This window comes from Stenotrophomonas sp. PE591, from assembly GCF_018320795.1.
Lineage (GTDB): Bacteria > Pseudomonadota > Gammaproteobacteria > Xanthomonadales > Xanthomonadaceae > Stenotrophomonas > Stenotrophomonas maltophilia.
In genome coordinates, this window is the sequence record NZ_JAAOKO010000004.1 from 353,413 (window position 1) to 369,637 (window position 16,225).

12 protein-coding genes are annotated in these 16,225 nt (G+C 66.1%); 6 read left to right on the forward strand and 6 right to left on the reverse strand.

Annotated elements, in window-relative coordinates; all coding sequences use genetic code 11:
• Positions 1-8: 8 nt before the first annotated feature.
• Complete coding sequence (locus tag JLDANKMP_RS22300; protein WP_249336914.1) at positions 9-527, reverse strand: hypothetical protein; 519 nt, start codon at positions 525-527, stop codon at positions 9-11.
• Between JLDANKMP_RS22300 and JLDANKMP_RS13505 the strand changes: the two genes are divergently transcribed.
• The 3 genes from JLDANKMP_RS13505 (at position 514) to JLDANKMP_RS13515 (ending at position 5,340) form a co-directional block, all read left to right on the forward strand.
• On the forward strand, positions 514-2,382 hold the full coding sequence (locus tag JLDANKMP_RS13505; protein WP_249336915.1) for an autotransporter outer membrane beta-barrel domain-containing protein: 1,869 nt from the start codon (positions 514-516) through the stop codon (positions 2,380-2,382). The genes JLDANKMP_RS22300 and JLDANKMP_RS13505 overlap by 14 nt on opposite strands.
• Positions 2,383-2,642: 260 nt before the next feature.
• Positions 2,643-4,802, forward strand: coding sequence for a TonB-dependent receptor (locus JLDANKMP_RS13510; protein ID WP_212561389.1), 2,160 nt, complete (start codon positions 2,643-2,645; stop codon positions 4,800-4,802).
• Positions 4,792-5,340 carry a thioredoxin-like domain-containing protein gene (locus JLDANKMP_RS13515; RefSeq protein ID WP_212561390.1) on the forward strand — a complete coding sequence of 183 codons (549 nt, stop codon included), beginning with the start codon at positions 4,792-4,794 and terminating at the stop codon, positions 5,338-5,340. Before JLDANKMP_RS13510 ends, JLDANKMP_RS13515 begins: the two co-directional genes overlap by 11 nt.
• A 40-nt stretch (positions 5,341-5,380) precedes the next feature.
• Here the strand turns inward: JLDANKMP_RS13515 and mntR are convergent, their stop codons facing one another.
• Positions 5,381-5,851 carry a manganese-binding transcriptional regulator MntR gene (gene mntR / locus JLDANKMP_RS13520; protein WP_005413716.1) on the reverse strand — a complete coding sequence of 157 codons (471 nt, stop codon included), beginning with the start codon at positions 5,849-5,851 and terminating at the stop codon, positions 5,381-5,383.
• A gap of 117 nt (positions 5,852-5,968) precedes the next feature.
• On the opposite strand from mntR, the gene JLDANKMP_RS13525 reads away from it, so the two are divergent.
• A complete protein-coding gene (locus JLDANKMP_RS13525) occupies positions 5,969-7,300 on the forward strand; it encodes an Nramp family divalent metal transporter (protein WP_212561391.1) in 1,332 nt (443 codons plus the stop codon).
• 119 nt (positions 7,301-7,419) lie between these two features.
• On the opposite strand, the gene JLDANKMP_RS13530 is transcribed toward JLDANKMP_RS13525, so the two are convergent.
• The 4 genes from JLDANKMP_RS13530 to JLDANKMP_RS13545 form a co-directional block, all read right to left on the reverse strand.
• Entirely contained in the window at positions 7,420-7,746 is a 327-nt protein-coding gene (locus tag JLDANKMP_RS13530; RefSeq protein ID WP_212561392.1) for a thioredoxin family protein, read from the reverse strand.
• Positions 7,718-8,185, reverse strand: coding sequence for a flavodoxin (locus JLDANKMP_RS13535; RefSeq protein WP_343237741.1), 468 nt, complete (start codon positions 8,183-8,185; stop codon positions 7,718-7,720). Before JLDANKMP_RS13535 ends, JLDANKMP_RS13530 begins: the two co-directional genes overlap by 29 nt.
• A gap of 25 nt (positions 8,186-8,210) precedes the next feature.
• Positions 8,211-9,251 (reverse strand): ribonucleotide-diphosphate reductase subunit beta, encoded by a 1,041-nt coding sequence (locus tag JLDANKMP_RS13540; protein WP_024957408.1) that lies wholly within the window; start codon positions 9,249-9,251, stop codon positions 8,211-8,213.
• Between the two features lie 213 nt (positions 9,252-9,464).
• Complete coding sequence (locus tag JLDANKMP_RS13545; RefSeq protein WP_212561393.1) at positions 9,465-11,828, reverse strand: ribonucleoside-diphosphate reductase subunit alpha; 2,364 nt, start codon at positions 11,826-11,828, stop codon at positions 9,465-9,467.
• A gap of 430 nt (positions 11,829-12,258) precedes the next feature.
• Here JLDANKMP_RS13545 and JLDANKMP_RS13550 point away from each other — a divergent pair, with 430 nt between their 5' ends.
• Positions 12,259-13,236, forward strand: coding sequence for a zinc-binding dehydrogenase (locus JLDANKMP_RS13550; protein ID WP_212561394.1), 978 nt, complete (start codon positions 12,259-12,261; stop codon positions 13,234-13,236).
• Between the two features lie 316 nt (positions 13,237-13,552).
• A complete protein-coding gene (locus tag JLDANKMP_RS13555; RefSeq protein ID WP_212561395.1) occupies positions 13,553-16,180 on the forward strand; it encodes a TonB-dependent receptor in 2,628 nt (875 codons plus the stop codon).
• Positions 16,181-16,225: the final 45 nt, after the last annotated feature.

Here is a 16,225-nt window from a genome sequence, read left to right on the forward strand (position 1 = left end):
AGTAAGCTTCAAGGAGAAACACCCATGCGCATGATGCAGTTCACGCCGAAGTTTCCTTCCACTTTTGTCCGTTCGCGGTTGGCGCTTGCACTCGCCGGGCTGATTCTCGTGCCCTCCATGGAGGCCGCGGCCGTTGATCTGACCAACGGCGCATCCGCTACGGTCGTTCCGGGCCATGTCTGGGTCGGGGAGGACTTCACGCTCCGCGGCAATTCGCAGCTGACCGTCGATGGCACTCGCGTCGGCTCAGTAAATTCGCAAGTTTCGGCACTCACCCTCAGCAACGCATCCGCCGGCCAGGTCACGTTGACGGATTCCGTAGGCGACATCCGAGGCAGCACGCTGGTCGGCCTGAACACCGGTGCCGTACTGTCCAACCCGGCATCGACGCGCACAGTCATCGCCATTTCAAACAGCCGCGTCGAAAGTTCTTTCACGGCATCGCGCATTTCGGGTGGCGGAACCATCCGTGCCTCATCGACGGCCTTTGCTGGCAATGTGCACGGCGTCGAGATGCTGGCGGGCATTCTGGAACTGCGCAGCGGTTCTTCCGTCGTCGGCGCACAGGATGGCATCTACAGCCGACTCAACGCCGGCGGCCAACCCACCATGGGCCCGGATGGGTGGTACGTGCTTATCGATGGCTCCTCCGTGGAAGGAACCGCTGGCGCAGCGCTCAGCGCCCAAGCCGCGGGCTCAACTCCGCAGGTCAACCGCTTCATCGTGCAGAACGGCGCCACGCTGAAGGGTGGCAACGGCAACCTCCTGCAGGCCAATGCAGGTGCCCTGTTCGACTTTACCGGCCGAACTTCCACGCTGGCCGGGAACTTCACCATTGCCGATACCGCCAGCGGCACGCTGCGCTTCCTTGACGGCCTCGACCTCACCGGCCGCATCCTCGGCCCGGCCGACGTCATCGTCGACCAGGGCGGCCGCTGGATGCTGTCCGGTGACAGCAACGTCGGCAACCTCACCCTCGGCGCGGGCAGCGACATCCTGCTCGGGCCGGGTGAGTTCCGCCAGCTGACCGTCAACGGCAACTATGTCGGCCAGGGCGGCACGCTGCACTTCAATACGGTGATGGCCGGCGATGATGCGCCAACCTCCAAGGTGCACGTCACCGGCGATGCCAGCGGCAGCACCCGGATCGTGGTCAACAACATCAACGGCGCCGGTGCGCAGACCGTCAACGGCATTCCGCTGGTGCAGGTCGATGGCACCTCCACCGCAACCTTTGCCATGCAGGGCCGCGCCATCGGCGGCATGTACGAGTATTTCCTGCGCAAGGGCATGCCCGGCGCCGCCAACGGCAACTGGTACCTGACCTCGGCCTACACCGGCAATCCGTGCGATATCAATCCGTCGCTGCCGGAGTGCCAGGGCACTGGTCCGGTGGATCCGGTGGATCCGGTCGACCCTGTGGACCCGGTTGATCCCACCGATCCCACCGATCCGGTCCCCGTGCTGCGTCCGGAACCGGGCGCCTACCTGGCCAACCAGGCCGCGGCCGTGCAGATGTTCCAGTTGCGCCGCCATGACCGCGGCGAGCCCGGCTTCGACCGCGCCCGCATCGGCACCTGGGTGCGCGCCGGGCGTGACCAGCTGCAGGCGAACGTGGCCGGCCAGGTCGATGCCCGTACCCACATCAACACCCTGCAGCTGGGCAGCGACGTCTGGCGCTGGGGCGATGGACGCGGTCAGGTCGGCGTGATGCTCGGCACCGGCGAAGCGACCACGCAGGCGGTGTCGACGCTGAGCGGTTATGGCACCCGCGGCAAGGTCAAGGGCAAGTCGGCCGGTGTCTACCTGGGCTGGGTGCAGGATGCACAGAGCAGTGCCGGCCTGTATGTGGACGGCTGGCTGCAGGCGGCGCGCTTCGACAACGAGGTGCAGGGCGAAGGCATCGCCCGCGAGACCTACGATTCCAGGACCCGCAGTGCATCGCTGGAAGCCGGTTATGCCTGGGCCATCCGCAGCAGTGAGGCCAGCACGCTGTACCTGCAGCCGCAGGCGCAGCTGACCTGGACCGACTACGACGGCGACAGCCTGGTCGAAAACAATGGCACCACGGTCGAAGACGGTCGCGGCGGCGGCCTCAACAGCCGCCTCGGCCTGCGCCTGTTTGGCCAGAGCACGCTGCAGGGCAACCGCGTGCAGCCGTTCCTGGCGGCGAACTGGCTGCGCGGGCAGCGCGATGAGGCCATGCGCTTCAACAGCGAGTCGTTGAGCGCGAAGACGCCGGAGAACCGTTACGAAGTGCAGGCCGGTGCCCAGCTGCAGCTGGGCCAGCGTTGGAGCGCATGGGGTGACCTGCGTGTGCAACGTGGCGACAGCGGCTACCGCAACCATGGTGCCCAGGTGGGCCTGCGCGCCGCCTGGTAAGGCCAACGCCGCCCCGGGCCCAGGCCTGGGGCGGCGTTCCTGAACTCCTCTCGCACCCTGCCGGGCATGACATCCGGCAGGGTTCTGGCGCTAATTTGTAATGTTATAACACCGTCGTCCGCGATGTTCTGATCCCGCTTTCGGCTTCGTGATTGCATCGACTTATTTATATAGCCTTTGCTATCTCTATAACCCTCTGCTTTCATATGCGTCAGCCAGGTCGCCCTCGCCGCCTTTCCTCTCCCAAGGACGACGCCCTCATGCCCGTTGCCACACCCCTCTTCCATCGGCTGCCCCTGGCCGCCGCCATCGCCCTGACCCTGCCGCTGCCCGCACTGGCCGCCACACCGAAGCCGACCGAGCTGGATCGCGTGCAGGTGAAGGTCAGCACCGCCACCCGCAGCGAACGCCTGCTGTCCGATGTCCCGATCCGCACCGAAGTGCTGCGCAAGGAAGACATCGCGCTGCGCGCGGCCACCGACTTCTCGCGTGCCGCCGAGCTGATCAACGGCCTGCGCGTGGAAAGCAACTGCCAGAACTGCAACACCAGCGAAGTACAGCTGCTGGGCCTGCCCGGCGCCTACAACCAGCTGTTGTTCGATGGCATCCCGCTGCTGTCCACGCTGGGCAGCGTGTACGGCCTGGAACAGATCCCGGCCGGGTTCGTCGACCGCATCGAAGTGGTCAAGGGTGGTGGTTCGGCGCTGTATGGGCCGGGTGCGGTTGCCGGTGTGATCAACCTGATTCCGCCGCTGCCGGCGCGCAGCGGTGGCCATGTGCAGGCCGGCGTGGATGTATTGAAAGGCACGCCGCAGAAGAACGCCGACGTGCGACTGGACCTGGTGGCCAAGGAAGCAGACGCCGGCCTGTCAGTGATTGCCCAACGCAACTGGAACAGCGGCATCGACTACAACGGTGACGGCTACACCGAAATCACCCGCAAGAACCTCAAGGTCGGCGGGCTCCAGGCCTGGTATGCGCCCACGCCGGGCACGCGGCTGCGCCTGGACCTGCAGGTGACCGATGAAACCCGGCGTGGCGGCAACCGCCTGGACCAGCCGGAATACCTGGCCAACATCGCCGAATCGCTGGACACGAAATACCGCCGCGGCAGCGTGTCGTGGGACCAGGAAGTCAATGCCAACGTCGATTTCCGCCTCGCCTACGCCTTCGCCGACATTGACCGCGACAGCTTCTACGGCGGTCTGGGCGACGTAGTCACCGATCCGTCCGCGCCCGGCTATGACCCGTCGCAGCTGGACCCGAACGTGGCCGGCAGCGCGGCCTCGCGTTCGTGGCGCCAGTACGGCCGCACCCACAACCCGCTGCACTACATCGACAGCCAGTTGAACTGGCGGTTGGGTGCGCACGCGCTGGCCTTCGGCGTGCAGTACAAGCACGAGGCGCTGCGTGACGACAACCGCACCGGTGACGGGCAGCGTCTTGCGGTGCTGGAGGATGCGACCTTCCACAACCTGGGCGCCTTCATCCAGGACGAGTGGAGCCTGCGCGACAACGTCGACCTGGTGTTGGGTGCACGCGTGGACAAGAGCTCGGAGCTGGACAGCGCGGTGTTCTCGCCGCGCATCGCACTGGCCTGGCAGGCCACATCCAACCTGAAGTGGCGGGCGGGCATCGCCACCGGCTTCCGTGCTCCGGAGATCTTCGTCGAGGACGTGCATGTCGACACGCTGGGGGGCGAGCAGGTGCGCGTGCGCAATACCGACGGCCTGAAGGAAGAGCGCGCGTTGACCACCCTGTTCGGCTTCGACTGGCGCTCGGACCCGGCCAATCCGGTGTGGAGCTGGGATGCCACGGCCTCCTATGCACGCATCCGCGACACCTTCGCATTGGGTGAGATCCAGCGTGGCGATGACGGGCAATTGAGCCAGCTGCGCTACAACGCCTCCGGCTCAAACGTGCTGGGCGCGGAAACCAACCTCGGCTGGCAGCCGTCTCCGCAGTGGCGCCTGACCGCCGGTGCCTCGTGGTACCGCTCGCGCTTCCGCGAACCACAGCGCATCTTCGACGACACCGGCGATGGTGGCGACACCGTGATCGAAAGCCGCGACTACCTGAAGACCCCACGCTGGACCGGCCTGGCCCAGCTGAGCTGGATGCCGGCCAAACCGTGGGAGACCTTCGTCGCGCTGCGCCATACCGGGCCGATGTCGGTGCTGAACAACCGGCTGGGCGAGCTGCACCGTACGCGCTCGTTCCTGGTCACCGATCTCGGGGCACGCTGGCACCGGCATCTGGGCGCGCAGGCGCAGCAGGAAGTGTCGGTAGCCGCTGGCGTCAAGAACGTGTTCGATCAGCGCCAGAAGGATCTGGAAGTGGGCGCGCTGCGCGACAGCGACTATGTCTACGGGCCGCGTTTCGCGCGCTCGTGGTACGTCAACCTGCGCTATGCGTTCTGAGCTGCTGCGAACGTTGTCGCTGGTCAGCGCCCTGTTGCTGGGCGCACCCGCAATGGCCACGGACCTGCACGCGCAGGTTTCGGCCTCGCTGATGCGGCCGGAACAGCGCTCGCTGCGGCCGATGCAATGGACGCCGCCGCCGAAGCTGGTGGCGTTGTACTTCGGCGCCGACTGGTGCGCACCGTGCCATGCCTTTGTACCCACCTTGCGCAGCGTACGCGACGCGTTGCGCGAGGCCGGCGCCGATACCGAAGTGGTGTACGTCAGCCTGGATGAGAGCGAGGCCGCGCTGCGCCGCTACATGCACGCGCAGGACATGCCGTGGCCGGTGCTGGACCCGCGCCGCACCGCGCGCATGCCGGCACTGCAGGCGTTGGCTGGGCTGGCACCGCCGAATCTGGTACTGATCGATGCCGACGGCCAGGTGCTGGCCAATGGCTGGCAAGGCCGGCGCTATGAAGGCCTGCAGCCGGTGTTGAAGGAATGGACGAAACGGGCGTGCGCGCAGGAACAGGCACGCTGCCCGCCTGGATTGTAGGGTCGCGCGAAATGCCGCCGGGCATGGCCCGGCGCTACCGTTACGGCGCCCCGCCCTCGGCCTTGCGCACGAACGCTTCGAACAACGCCAGCGTCTGCTCGCTCACATGGTGCTCGATGCCCTCGGCATCGCGCCGCGCGGTATCCGCGTCCACGCCCAGCGCCAGCAGGAAACGCTCCACGGTCTGATGACGCTGGCGGCTGGCATGGGCCAGCGCCTCGCCTTCCGGGGTCAGGAACACGCCGCGGTACGGCCGCTGCACCACCCAGCCATCGCGGGCCAGACGCCGCAGCATCTTCGCCACGGTGGGCTGGGCCACGCCCAGGCGGGTGGCGATGTCGACCTGGCGGGCCTCGCCGCCGTCGGCCAGCAGGTCCGAGATCAGCTCGACATAGTCCTCCACCAGCTCCATCCGGTGCGCCTCGCGCACTTGCCGGAAGCTCTCGACCTGGCGCTCGGCCTCGATCAAGGGGGTGCTTTTCAGCGATGTCGAATCGTCGGTCTTGCCCACGCCTGCGCCTGTCCTTCCGGGGTGATCCGGTGTTGAACCTGAATTCTGGACCAGTAACGCGATAAAGACGATTGTTTCACATTGCTAATGACTATAGCAGGAGCTATATTCGGACCCATGAACACCCTGGCACCCCGCGACCCTTCGGCCTCCACTGCGGCCAGCCTGGGCGCGCTCAACGCCTCGGTGGCGGTGCCCGACAAGGGTCACTGGTGGTTCCGCCTGCTGGCCTTCCTCGGCCCGGGCTACATGATCTCGGTCGGCTACATGGACCCGGGCAACTGGGCCACCGACCTCGCCGGCGGTTCGCGCTTCGGCTACCTGCTGCTGTCGGTCATCCTCATCTCCAACCTGATGGCGGTGATCCTGCAGGCGCTTTCGGCGCGGCTCGGCATCGCCACCGGCATGGACCTGGCCCAGGCCTGCCGCGCGCGCTACCCGAAACCGGTGAACCTGGCGCTGTGGGCGCTGTGCGAGGCGGCGATCATCGCCTGCGACCTGGCCGAAGTGATCGGCACCGCGATCGCGCTGAAGCTGTTGTTCGACCTGCCGCTGCTGTGGGGCGCGGTGATCACTGCCCTGGACACACTGCTGGTGCTGCTGCTGATGAACCGCGGTTTCCGTGCGCTGGAAGCCTTCGTGATCGCACTGCTGATGGTGATCTTCGGCTGCTTCATGGTGCAGATCGCGCTGGCCGCACCGCCGGTGATGGACGTGCTGGGCGGCTTCATTCCGCGCGCACAGGTAGTGACCGATCCGCACGCGCTGTACATCGCGATCGCCATCATTGGTGCCACGGTGATGCCGCACAACCTGTACCTGCATTCGTCGATCGTGCAGACCCGTGCCTACCCGCGCACCGATGAGGGCCGTCGCAGCGCGCTGCGCTGGGCGGTGACCGACAGTACCCTTGCGCTGACCCTCGCATTGTTCATCAACGCCAGCATCCTGATCCTGGCGGCGGCGGTGTTCCATGCCAATGGCCGTTTCGACGTGGAAGACATCGAGCAGGCCCACCAGCTGCTGGCGCCGATGCTGGGCGTGGGGGCGGCGGCGACGTTGTTCGCGGTGGCCCTGCTGGCGTCGGGCCTGAATTCGACAGTGACCGCCACGCTGGCCGGCCAGATCGTAATGGAAGGTTTCCTGCACCTGCGCCTGCCGCCGTGGCTGCGGCGGCTGATCACGCGCGCACTGGCAATCATTCCGGTGGTGGTGGTGATCATGCTGTTCGGCGACCAGGGCGCGGTAAAGCTGCTGGTGCTGAGCCAGGTGGTGCTGTCGATGCAGCTGCCGTTCGCGATCATCCCACTGGTGCGGATCGTAACCGACAAGATGACGATGGGCGCCTTGGTCGCACCGCGCTGGCTGGGCGCGATCGCCTGGGTGATCGCGCTGGTGATCGTGGTATTGAACGTGAAGCTGCTGGTGGATACCTTCAGCGGCGGGTGATGCCAAACGCCGGGCTCGGTCCTGCCCCAAGTAGATCCACGCCATGCGTGGATGCCTTTACACGATGCGGGGCCAGAGCCCTTGCCTCTGGCAAGGGATCCGACCCCACCATCTCCACGCTACAGATGCAACGCGATCGCGGCCTCGATCTGCTGAGGCGACTGGAATCCGGCCAGGCGCGTACGTTCGTCACCGTCACGGAACAGCGACAGCGTCGGCGTCTGCCGCAGCCCCAGCTCCCTGAAGAACGCCTCACCCAGCACTTCCAGCTGCACGCGCAGCAGGGTCGTGCCCTGCCCCGCCACGCTGTTGGCCACCCGGTGCAACGACATCTCCAGCATCCGGCACCCCGGGCACTGGTCCTTGTGGAAATCCACCAGCACCCGCGGGTGCTCGGCCAGCAGCTGCCGGAACTGCTCAGGCGTGGTGGCGTCGATGATCTGCATCGGTGTTGCTCCAATAGTGGGCCAGGACCGCGTCGGTCCAGGCCTCGATGGCCCCCGCATGGCGTTTACCATGCGGCATCTGTTCGATTTCCAGCGGCGGATAGTCGCTGCGGAAGTAGCGGATCAGGCGGTGCACGGCGCCGCAGTAGTACTCCTGCCCCCACTGCGTTTCGCCGGTGCCGAACACCGCCAGCTGCCGCGGCCGCTCGCCGCGCTCGGCGATGCCGGCCACCCATGCCTTCATCTCCGACGGCGTGCGGCCGGCGTTGTCGGTCCAGCAGCCCAGCAGCACCAGGTCGGCCTCATCGGCCGCCAGCGGCGGCGCCTGGCGCAGGTCGTCAGCCTCCTGCCAGTGAACCGAATGGCCGGCAGCGCGGCAGCGCTCGGCAATCTGCCGGCCGAGCTCGCGGGTGTTGCCGCTCAACGAGGCGACCACCACCAGGATGCTCAGCGCGGCGCCGGACTCACAGGTCGTCGAAGCCGTTGTCGACGTTGGTCTTCTTGTAACTTGCATTGCGCATCTCGAAGAAGTCGGTCTTGGTTTCGGTGAAGTTGTCGGCGTAGGCCTTGATCCACGGCATCACGTTGTCGGTGGTATCGCTGTACAGGCGTTCGATGCCGAGCATGCCGGCCATCTTGTTGGCGCGGTACTTCACGTAGCGCACCATCTCGTCCACGTCGATGCCGTCGATACCATCCAGCACCTCCGACGACCACTGCGTCTCCAGCTCGATGGCATGCTCGAACGATTGGTGTACGTAGGCGGTCAGCTCATTGGTCTGCAGCTCCGGGTTCTCGCCGATGATGGCGCGGATCAGCTCGCTGATGAATTTGGTATGCGCCAGCTCGTCGCGGTTGATGAAGCTGATGATCTTGCCGGTGCCGTTCATGCGGTTCTGCCGCACCATGTTGTAGAAGTATGCGAACCCGGAATAGAAATTGATGCCCTCCAGGATCGAGGACTGGATCAATGACTTGAGCAAGGTCTCGGCGGTCTTCTCGCGCATGAAATCGTCATACGCCCCCATGATCGGCGCATTGCGCTTGATGATGGTCGGATGGGTGCGGGCGATCTCGAAGATGCGGTTCTGGTTCGGCAGGTCGGTGATCGAGGCCAGCACGTAGCTGTAGCTCTCGTTGTGGATCACTTCCTGCTGCCCGATGATCGCCGCATTGGCGTGCGCGGCCGGGTCGGTGATGTACTCCGCGACGTTGTAGATGAAGCGCGTCTGCGGTGAATCCAGCGTGGCGAGCAGGCCGATGATCGAGTCGTAGGCGTTCTTCTCGCGCGCGTTCAGCTCACCGTACTGGCGAGCGTCCAGCTTCATGTCGACCTCGTCGGGAATCCAGAAGTTGGTGGACAGCTCCTTGTAGGCCCGATAGAACGACGGGTACGGGATGTCGTTCCAGTTGAGGATGCCGCTGGTGCGGCCGTTGATGATGCCGGTGCTGCGGTTGGGATGGCGCGGTTCGAGGATCTTGATGCGGTCGAGGGGAGTTGCCATGGTTTTCTGCCTTCGTTCTCTTTCTATCGTGTTGCCGGCCAGCGGCCGGCACTACCGAAGATCACGGGGTTGCCGGCCAGCGGCCGGCACTACCGAAGATCACGGGGTTTCCGGCCAGCGGCCGGCACTACCGAAGATCGCGGGATTGCCGGCCAGCGGCCGGCACTACCGAAGATCACGGGGTTTCCGGCCAGCGGCCGGCACTACCATTGATCAGCTGGAGCACCACTCGCATTCGCTGATGTCGATGTCGTTGGAGCGCACGTAGTAGGTGGTCTTCAGGCCTTCGCGCCAGGCGCTCAGGTGCAGCTCCAGCAACGTGCTGGCGCGGATCGTGCTGGGCACGTACAGGTTGAAGCTGATCGACTGGTCGACATGGCGCTGGCGGCGCGCGTTCTGGCGCACGCTGGCGAACTGGTCGACCTTGTAGGCACCCTTCTCGTAGTACGGCCAGGTTTCCAGCGACAGGCCCGGCGCCGCCACCGGCCGCCGGAAGTCCTTCTTTTCCTCGTAGTAGAACGCGCTGTAGATCGGGTCGATGGAGGCGGTGGAACCGGCAATCTGCGCCGTGCTCATGTTCGGCGCCACCGCCAGCAGCCAGCCGTTGCGCAGGCCGTGCGTGGCCACTTCGTGGGCCAGGCTGTCCCACGCGGCGCCACTGTAGTCGCGGTCACGGAAGTAACGCCCGTTGTGCCAGTCACTACCCGCGAACATCGGGTAGCTGCCCTTCTCCTTCGCCAGCTGCGCGCTGGCCTGGATGGTCAGGAAATTGATGCGTTCGTAGAGCCGGTCGGCCAACGCCTCGGCATCCGGTGATTCCCATTGGATTGTCTGCTGCGCCAGCAGGTGGTGCCAACCGAACGTGCCCAGGCCGATGGCGCGATACTTGCGATTGGTGATCGTGGCCTGCGGCACCGGCAACGCATTGAGGTCGATCACGTTGTCGAGCATGCGCACCTGGATCGGGATCAGGCGCTCCAGTACATCGGTGGCCAGCAGGTCATCCGGTGCGCTGATCGCCCGGCCGAGGTTGATCGAGGACAGGTTGCAGACCACGAAATCGCCGGCACGGCGTGTGGTGACGATCTGGTCGCCGCTGACGATCTCCTGGATCATCCGCGTCGGGCTCATGTTCTGCAGGATCTCGGTGCACAGGTTGCTGGAATAGATCATGCCCGCGTGCTTGTTCGGGTTCCGGCGATTGACCTCGTCGCGGTAGAACAGGAACGGGTTGCCGGTCTCCAGCTGGCTGAGCATGATCCGCTTGAACAGATCGATGGCCTTCACCGTGCGGCGGCTGATGCGCTCGTCGGCCACCAGTTCGGCGTAGCGGTCGCGGAAGCTGCCCGCGCCGCGCTTCTCGTCGTAGAAGTCCTGCAGGTACCAGCCCTTTGCCTGCTTCACCTCGTGCGGGTCGAACAGGTACCAGTCGGCGCGGCGCTCCACCGCCTCCATGAACAGGTCCGGCACGCACACCGAGGTGAACACATCGTGCGCGCGCAGGCGCTGGTCGCCATTGTTGAGGCGCAGGTCCATGAACGCTTCGATGTCGCGGTGCCAGATGTCCAGGTACACCGCCACCGCGCCCTTGCGCTGGCCAAGCTGGTCGACCGACACCGCGGTGTTGTTGAGCTGCTTGATCCACGGCACCACGCCGCCAGAGGAATTGGCCACGCCACGGATCGGTGCGCCACTGCTGCGCACATAGCCCAGGTAGGCGCCAACGCCGCCGCCATGCTTTGACACACGGGCGATATCGGTGTTGGAGTCATAGATGCCCTGCAGGCTGTCGTCCACCGTGTCGATGAAGCAACTGGACAGTTGCCCACCCACCTTGCCGGCATTGGCCAACGTTGGTGTGGCGACCGTCATGTACAGGTTGGACAGCGCCCAATACGCCTCGCCGACCAGCTGCATGCGCCGCTCACGCGGTTTTTCTTCCTGCATGAGGTACAGCGCGATGGTCAGCCAACGCTCCTGCGGCAGCTCGTAGACCTCGCGGCTGCGATCGCTGGCCAGATAGCGCGTGGCCAGCAGGTACAGGCCGTTGTAGGCGAACAGTCGGTCGCGCTCCGGATCGATCATCTCGCCGGCCTGCTGCAATTCTTCCTTCGAGTAGCAGCGTAGGATGTCGTTGCTGTAGATGCCGCGGTCGGCCAGGCTTTCCTGCAGGCCCACATACGAGCCGTACTTCAGGCCGACGTCGTAGAAGCGGTTGCGGCTGGCGCGCTTGTACAGGCGGCGCAGGTAGATGCGCGCGGCAAACTGTTCCCACTCGGGTGCAACCAGGTCCACCCGCGACTCGGCCTCGCGGATCAGCAGATCGACCAGGTCATCGGCACTGATGCTCGGCTTGCGTTCGACCATCGACTGCACTACACGGCGGTAGTCGCTCACGTCCAGCTGCGGGAACTCGGCATGCACGGCGTCGATGCTGCGCTGCAGGCGTTCGGCCTCGAACGGCAGGCGGCGGTTGCCGGCCTCCTTGGTGATCCAGGTCGGCACGCGCTCGCCACCGGCGCGCAAGGCGTCGCCAGCGCCGGCCAGATCGGCCACGCGGAAGGTACTGTCGGTCATGGTGGTGAAACTCCAGGCGCGCGCGCGCGTTGGCGGTCGATGCCATGGCGGCCCTGAACGCGATACCGGCGCACGGGGCGAACGGGTGGATTGCCAGGGCACGGGAACGTAGGTCGTCGGCATCTGCCTGCGCCTGCGGCCGGTATCCGGGCCGTGGGGGCGACCTGCGTCCGCACGATGGCGGCCGCGTCGACACGGCAAGCCTCAGGGGCGGGCCGCGGGACGTTTGCTGCATGTCCGGCGGCGGCGGCTGACCGGGAGTGACGGCCACAACATAGTGGGGATATCCGAACTCGTCAACACAAGATGCGGTAATCAACACATGTCGCGACGATCAGTCGCAGGATGCCGTGTTGCACCTGCGGCGCCTTGTCGACAGCGCCTGCGTCCCCAGTTCGGTACAACATCAACTTTCCCCGGAACACCGCCCATGCGCGCTGCCCAGTACCCCTCCTTCGGCGATCCGGCCGACGTCCTTGCCATCGCCGACGCCGCCCTGCCCGAGCCCGGCCCCGGCGAGGTGCGCATCCGCACCGTGCTGGCCTCGATCCACAACCACGACCTGCTGACCGTGCGCGGCCTGTACGGCTACAAGCCGACCCTGCCGGCGATCGGTGGCAGTGAAGCACTGGGCGTGGTCGACGCACTCGGCGATGGCGTCGACGGCCTGCAGATCGGCCAGCGGGTGGCCGCTGCCTCGGTGCACGGCACCTGGGCCGAGGCCTTCATCGCCCCGGCACGCATGGTGATTCCGATGCCTGAGACGATCCCGGACGAAATGGCCGCGCAGCTGATTGCCATGCCGCTGAGCGCGCTGATGCTGCTGGAGTTCCTGCACGTCGAGCCGGGCCAGTGGATCGTGCAGAACACCGCCAACGGCGCGGTGGGCAAGTCGCTGGCGATGCTGGCTCGGGCGCGTGGCGTGCATGTGGCCAACCTGGTGCGCAATGCCGATGCAGTCGCGCAGCTGCAGGCGCTGGGCATCGATCATGTATTCGACACCTCGGTGGACGGCTGGAAGGATCGCGTGCGTGAAGCGACCGGCGAAGCACAGGCCGCGGCCGCGGTGGACTCCATCGGCGGCGACGCCAGCGGTGACCTGGTCGACCTGCTCGGCCACCACGGCACCCTGGTGTCGTTCGGTGTGATGAGCGGCGAACCGATGCGCATTCCCGCCGGCGGCCTGATCTACAAGGAAGCCACGGTGAAGGGTTTCTGGGGCAGCAAGGTCAGCCAGGCGATGGCGGTGGAGGACAAGCGCCGGCTGGTTGGCGAACTGCTGAAGCGTGCGGCGAGCGGCGAACTGACCCTGCCGGTGGAGCAGATCTTCGCACTGGACGACATCGCCCAGGCAGCGAAGGCTGGCGCCGGTTCGGGCCGTAACGGCAAGGTGCTGCTGCGGCCTTGATGCCTCAGCGGATGGCGCTGTCCCGGTAATGGCGCTGTCCCGGTAGAGTCGACTGTCAGTCGACTCTCGCGCGTAGCGCGGGGGGATAAGGCTTCTTTCCACAGGGAAAGGGCTGTGACCCTGCAGGGTGTGCGGACCAACGGTCCGCACCCACCAAAGATCGGTGCCGCACCCACCGAGTGGGTCTGCTCCAACGGAGGCACCGACTTTCGTTAAGAACCTGTGATGTATAACTGAATGCGCTTTCGTCATTGGAAGGCGCACGTGCCTGCGTGCGGTACTGACGGCTCCTCCCCCGTTCGGCGTTGTCGCTTCCATGTACCGCACCACCCTGAACCTGCTTGCCGGCGCGATCGCGCTGGGCCTCACCGCCGGCGCAGCCGGCGCCGCTGAATCCGCCGACACCGGCAAGGACAGCACCACCCTCGGCGCCGTGCTGGTGACCGGCTCCAACATCAAGCGCAGCGATACCGCCGGGCCGAACCCGGTGCAGATCGTCAGCCGCGAACAGATCGAGCAGACCGGCCGCTCCACCCTCACCGACGTGCTGCGCAACCTGTCGGCCAATGCCGGCAACAGCTTCGACGAACAGTACACCGGCAGCTTCGCCGCCGGCTCGGCCTCGATCGGCCTGCGTGGCCTGTCTCCGAAGAACACGCTGGTGCTGGTCAACGGCTACCGCGTCTCCAACTTCGGTTTCGCGCTCAACACCCAGGACACCTTCGTCGACCTCAACGCGCTGCCGATCAGCGCGGTCGAACGCATCGAAGTGCTGAAGGACGGCGCTTCGGCGGTGTACGGTTCCGATGCCATCGCCGGTGTCATCAACATCATCCTGCGCAAGAACTTCCAGGGCGTGGAAGTCGGCGGCGGCTTCGGTACCGCCACCCAGGGCGGCCTGAACGAGCGCAAGGCCAGCCTGCTGGCTGGCTTCGGTGACCTCGAACAGCAGGGCTGGAACGTGCTGTTCGGGCTGGACCTGCTCAAGCGTGATCGCCTCGACGCCGACCAGCGTGCCTACACCCGCAGCGGCGATTTCCGCGACAAGCCCGGCGGTCGCCTGGCCGGTTGGTCCACCGCCGGTGGCAACTGGCTGTCCAACCCGCGCGCACCGCAACCGTTCGCCAACTGCCCGGATGGCAGCCAGCTGCGCCCGTACAGCGATTTCGGCAGCACCCTGCCCGGCCAGGCCTGCGCCTTCAACGCCCAGCCGTTCAAGACCCTGCAGCCCGGCGCCGAGCGCCTGCAGGCGTCGTTGAGCGCGACCTACCGCTTCAACGACAGCGTCGAAGCCTTCGCCGATGTGCTGTACAGCCACAACAAGGCCGACCAGATCTTCAGCGCGCCGCTGACCGTCGGCCCCGGCCTGCGCGCGTACAACCCGGCCACCGGCACCCTGATCGACGTGCCGGCGGTGCTGCCGGTCGGCCACCCGAACAACCCGGGCAGCACGCCGCTGCCGTTCGAGTACACGTTCTTCGACCTCGGCCCGCGCCTGAAGGACAACACCCAGGTGTTCTACCGCGCCTTGGCCGGCGTGCGTGGCAGCGGCGAGCGATGGGACTGGGAAGTGGCGGCGCTGACCTCGCAGAGCGCGCAGCGCGAATACGTCGACAACTTCGTCAACCGCTACGCGTTCGGGCAGATCCTGCGCGATGGCAGCTACAACTTCCTCAACCCGTCCAGCACGCCGGGCGCGCTGGATGCACTGCGCCTGCAGACCAAGCGTCCGGGCTGGTACAAGCTGCATTCGTTGAACGTGAAGGCCTCGACCTCGCTGTGGGAGCTGCCGGCCGGCGCGGTCGGCTTCGCCTGGGGTGCCGAGTTCCGCAAGGAATCACTGGACGCGCGCACCAGTGCGCAGGTGCTGTCGGGCACCGAACTGCGCCCGGCCATCAACGTGGTCAACGGCGAGCGTCAGGTCAGCGCCGCCTACGCCGAACTGAGCGTGCCGCTGCACCGCACGCTGGAGCTGCAGGTGGCCGGTCGTGGCGATCACTATGACGACTTCGGCAACGCGTTCTCGCCGAAGGTGGCGCTGCGCTGGCAGCCGCTGGACAGCCTGCTGCTGCGTGGTTCGTTCTCGCGTGGCTTCCGTGCACCGTCGCTGCCGGAGATCGCGCCGGGCCAGACCGTCAGCTACGGCTCGGTGATCGATCCGCTGGATCCGTTGCAGCCCGGTGGCAGCCGTGGCGTGACCAACATCCGCACCGGCAATCCGGACCTGAAGGCCGAACGCTCGCGCAACTTCAACGTGGGCGCGGTGTGGTCGCCCGATGGCGATACCAACATCGGCCTGGACTGGTACCGCATCGAGCAGGACAACCTGGTCAAGCCGGACAGCGCGCAGTTCATCGTCGACAACCCGACGCTGTTCCCCGGCCGCGTGCAGCGTGATGCACAGGGGCGCATCCAGTTCATCACCAACCAGTATGCCAACCAGGGCGAGCTGACTACCTCGGGGCTGGACCTGGAAGCCAACCGCACCTTCCGCACCGAAGGCTGGGGCAACTTCACCGTGGCCGGCAGCTGGACCCATCTGCTCAGCTTCAAGCAGCCGCTGGTGGCCGGTCAGGCACCGTATGAAGGGGCCGGCAACAACCGCCACGGCGCACTGCCGCGCACCCGCGGCACTACGTCGCTGAACTGGGCAGTGGGCGACTGGAGCAGCACGCTGAGCCTGCAGTACGTGAGCGGCTATGACCAGCGCGTGGCGACAGCGACCAGCAACCCCGGCCTGCGTGATCGCATCAAGCCGTATCACCAGCTGGACCTGTACGTGGCGTACGAAGGGATTCCCAACACCACGCTGTCGCTGTCGGTGCTGAACCTGACCGACAAGGACCCGCCGTTCGACCCGGCCGGTGGCTCCAATGGTTTCGACATCAGCCAGTACAACCTGCGCGGGCAGTTCGTCTCGTTGGGGGCGCGCTACCGGTTCTGATGCGCCACCTGCAGAGCCGAGCATGGGCTCGGCTCTGCAGGGGTG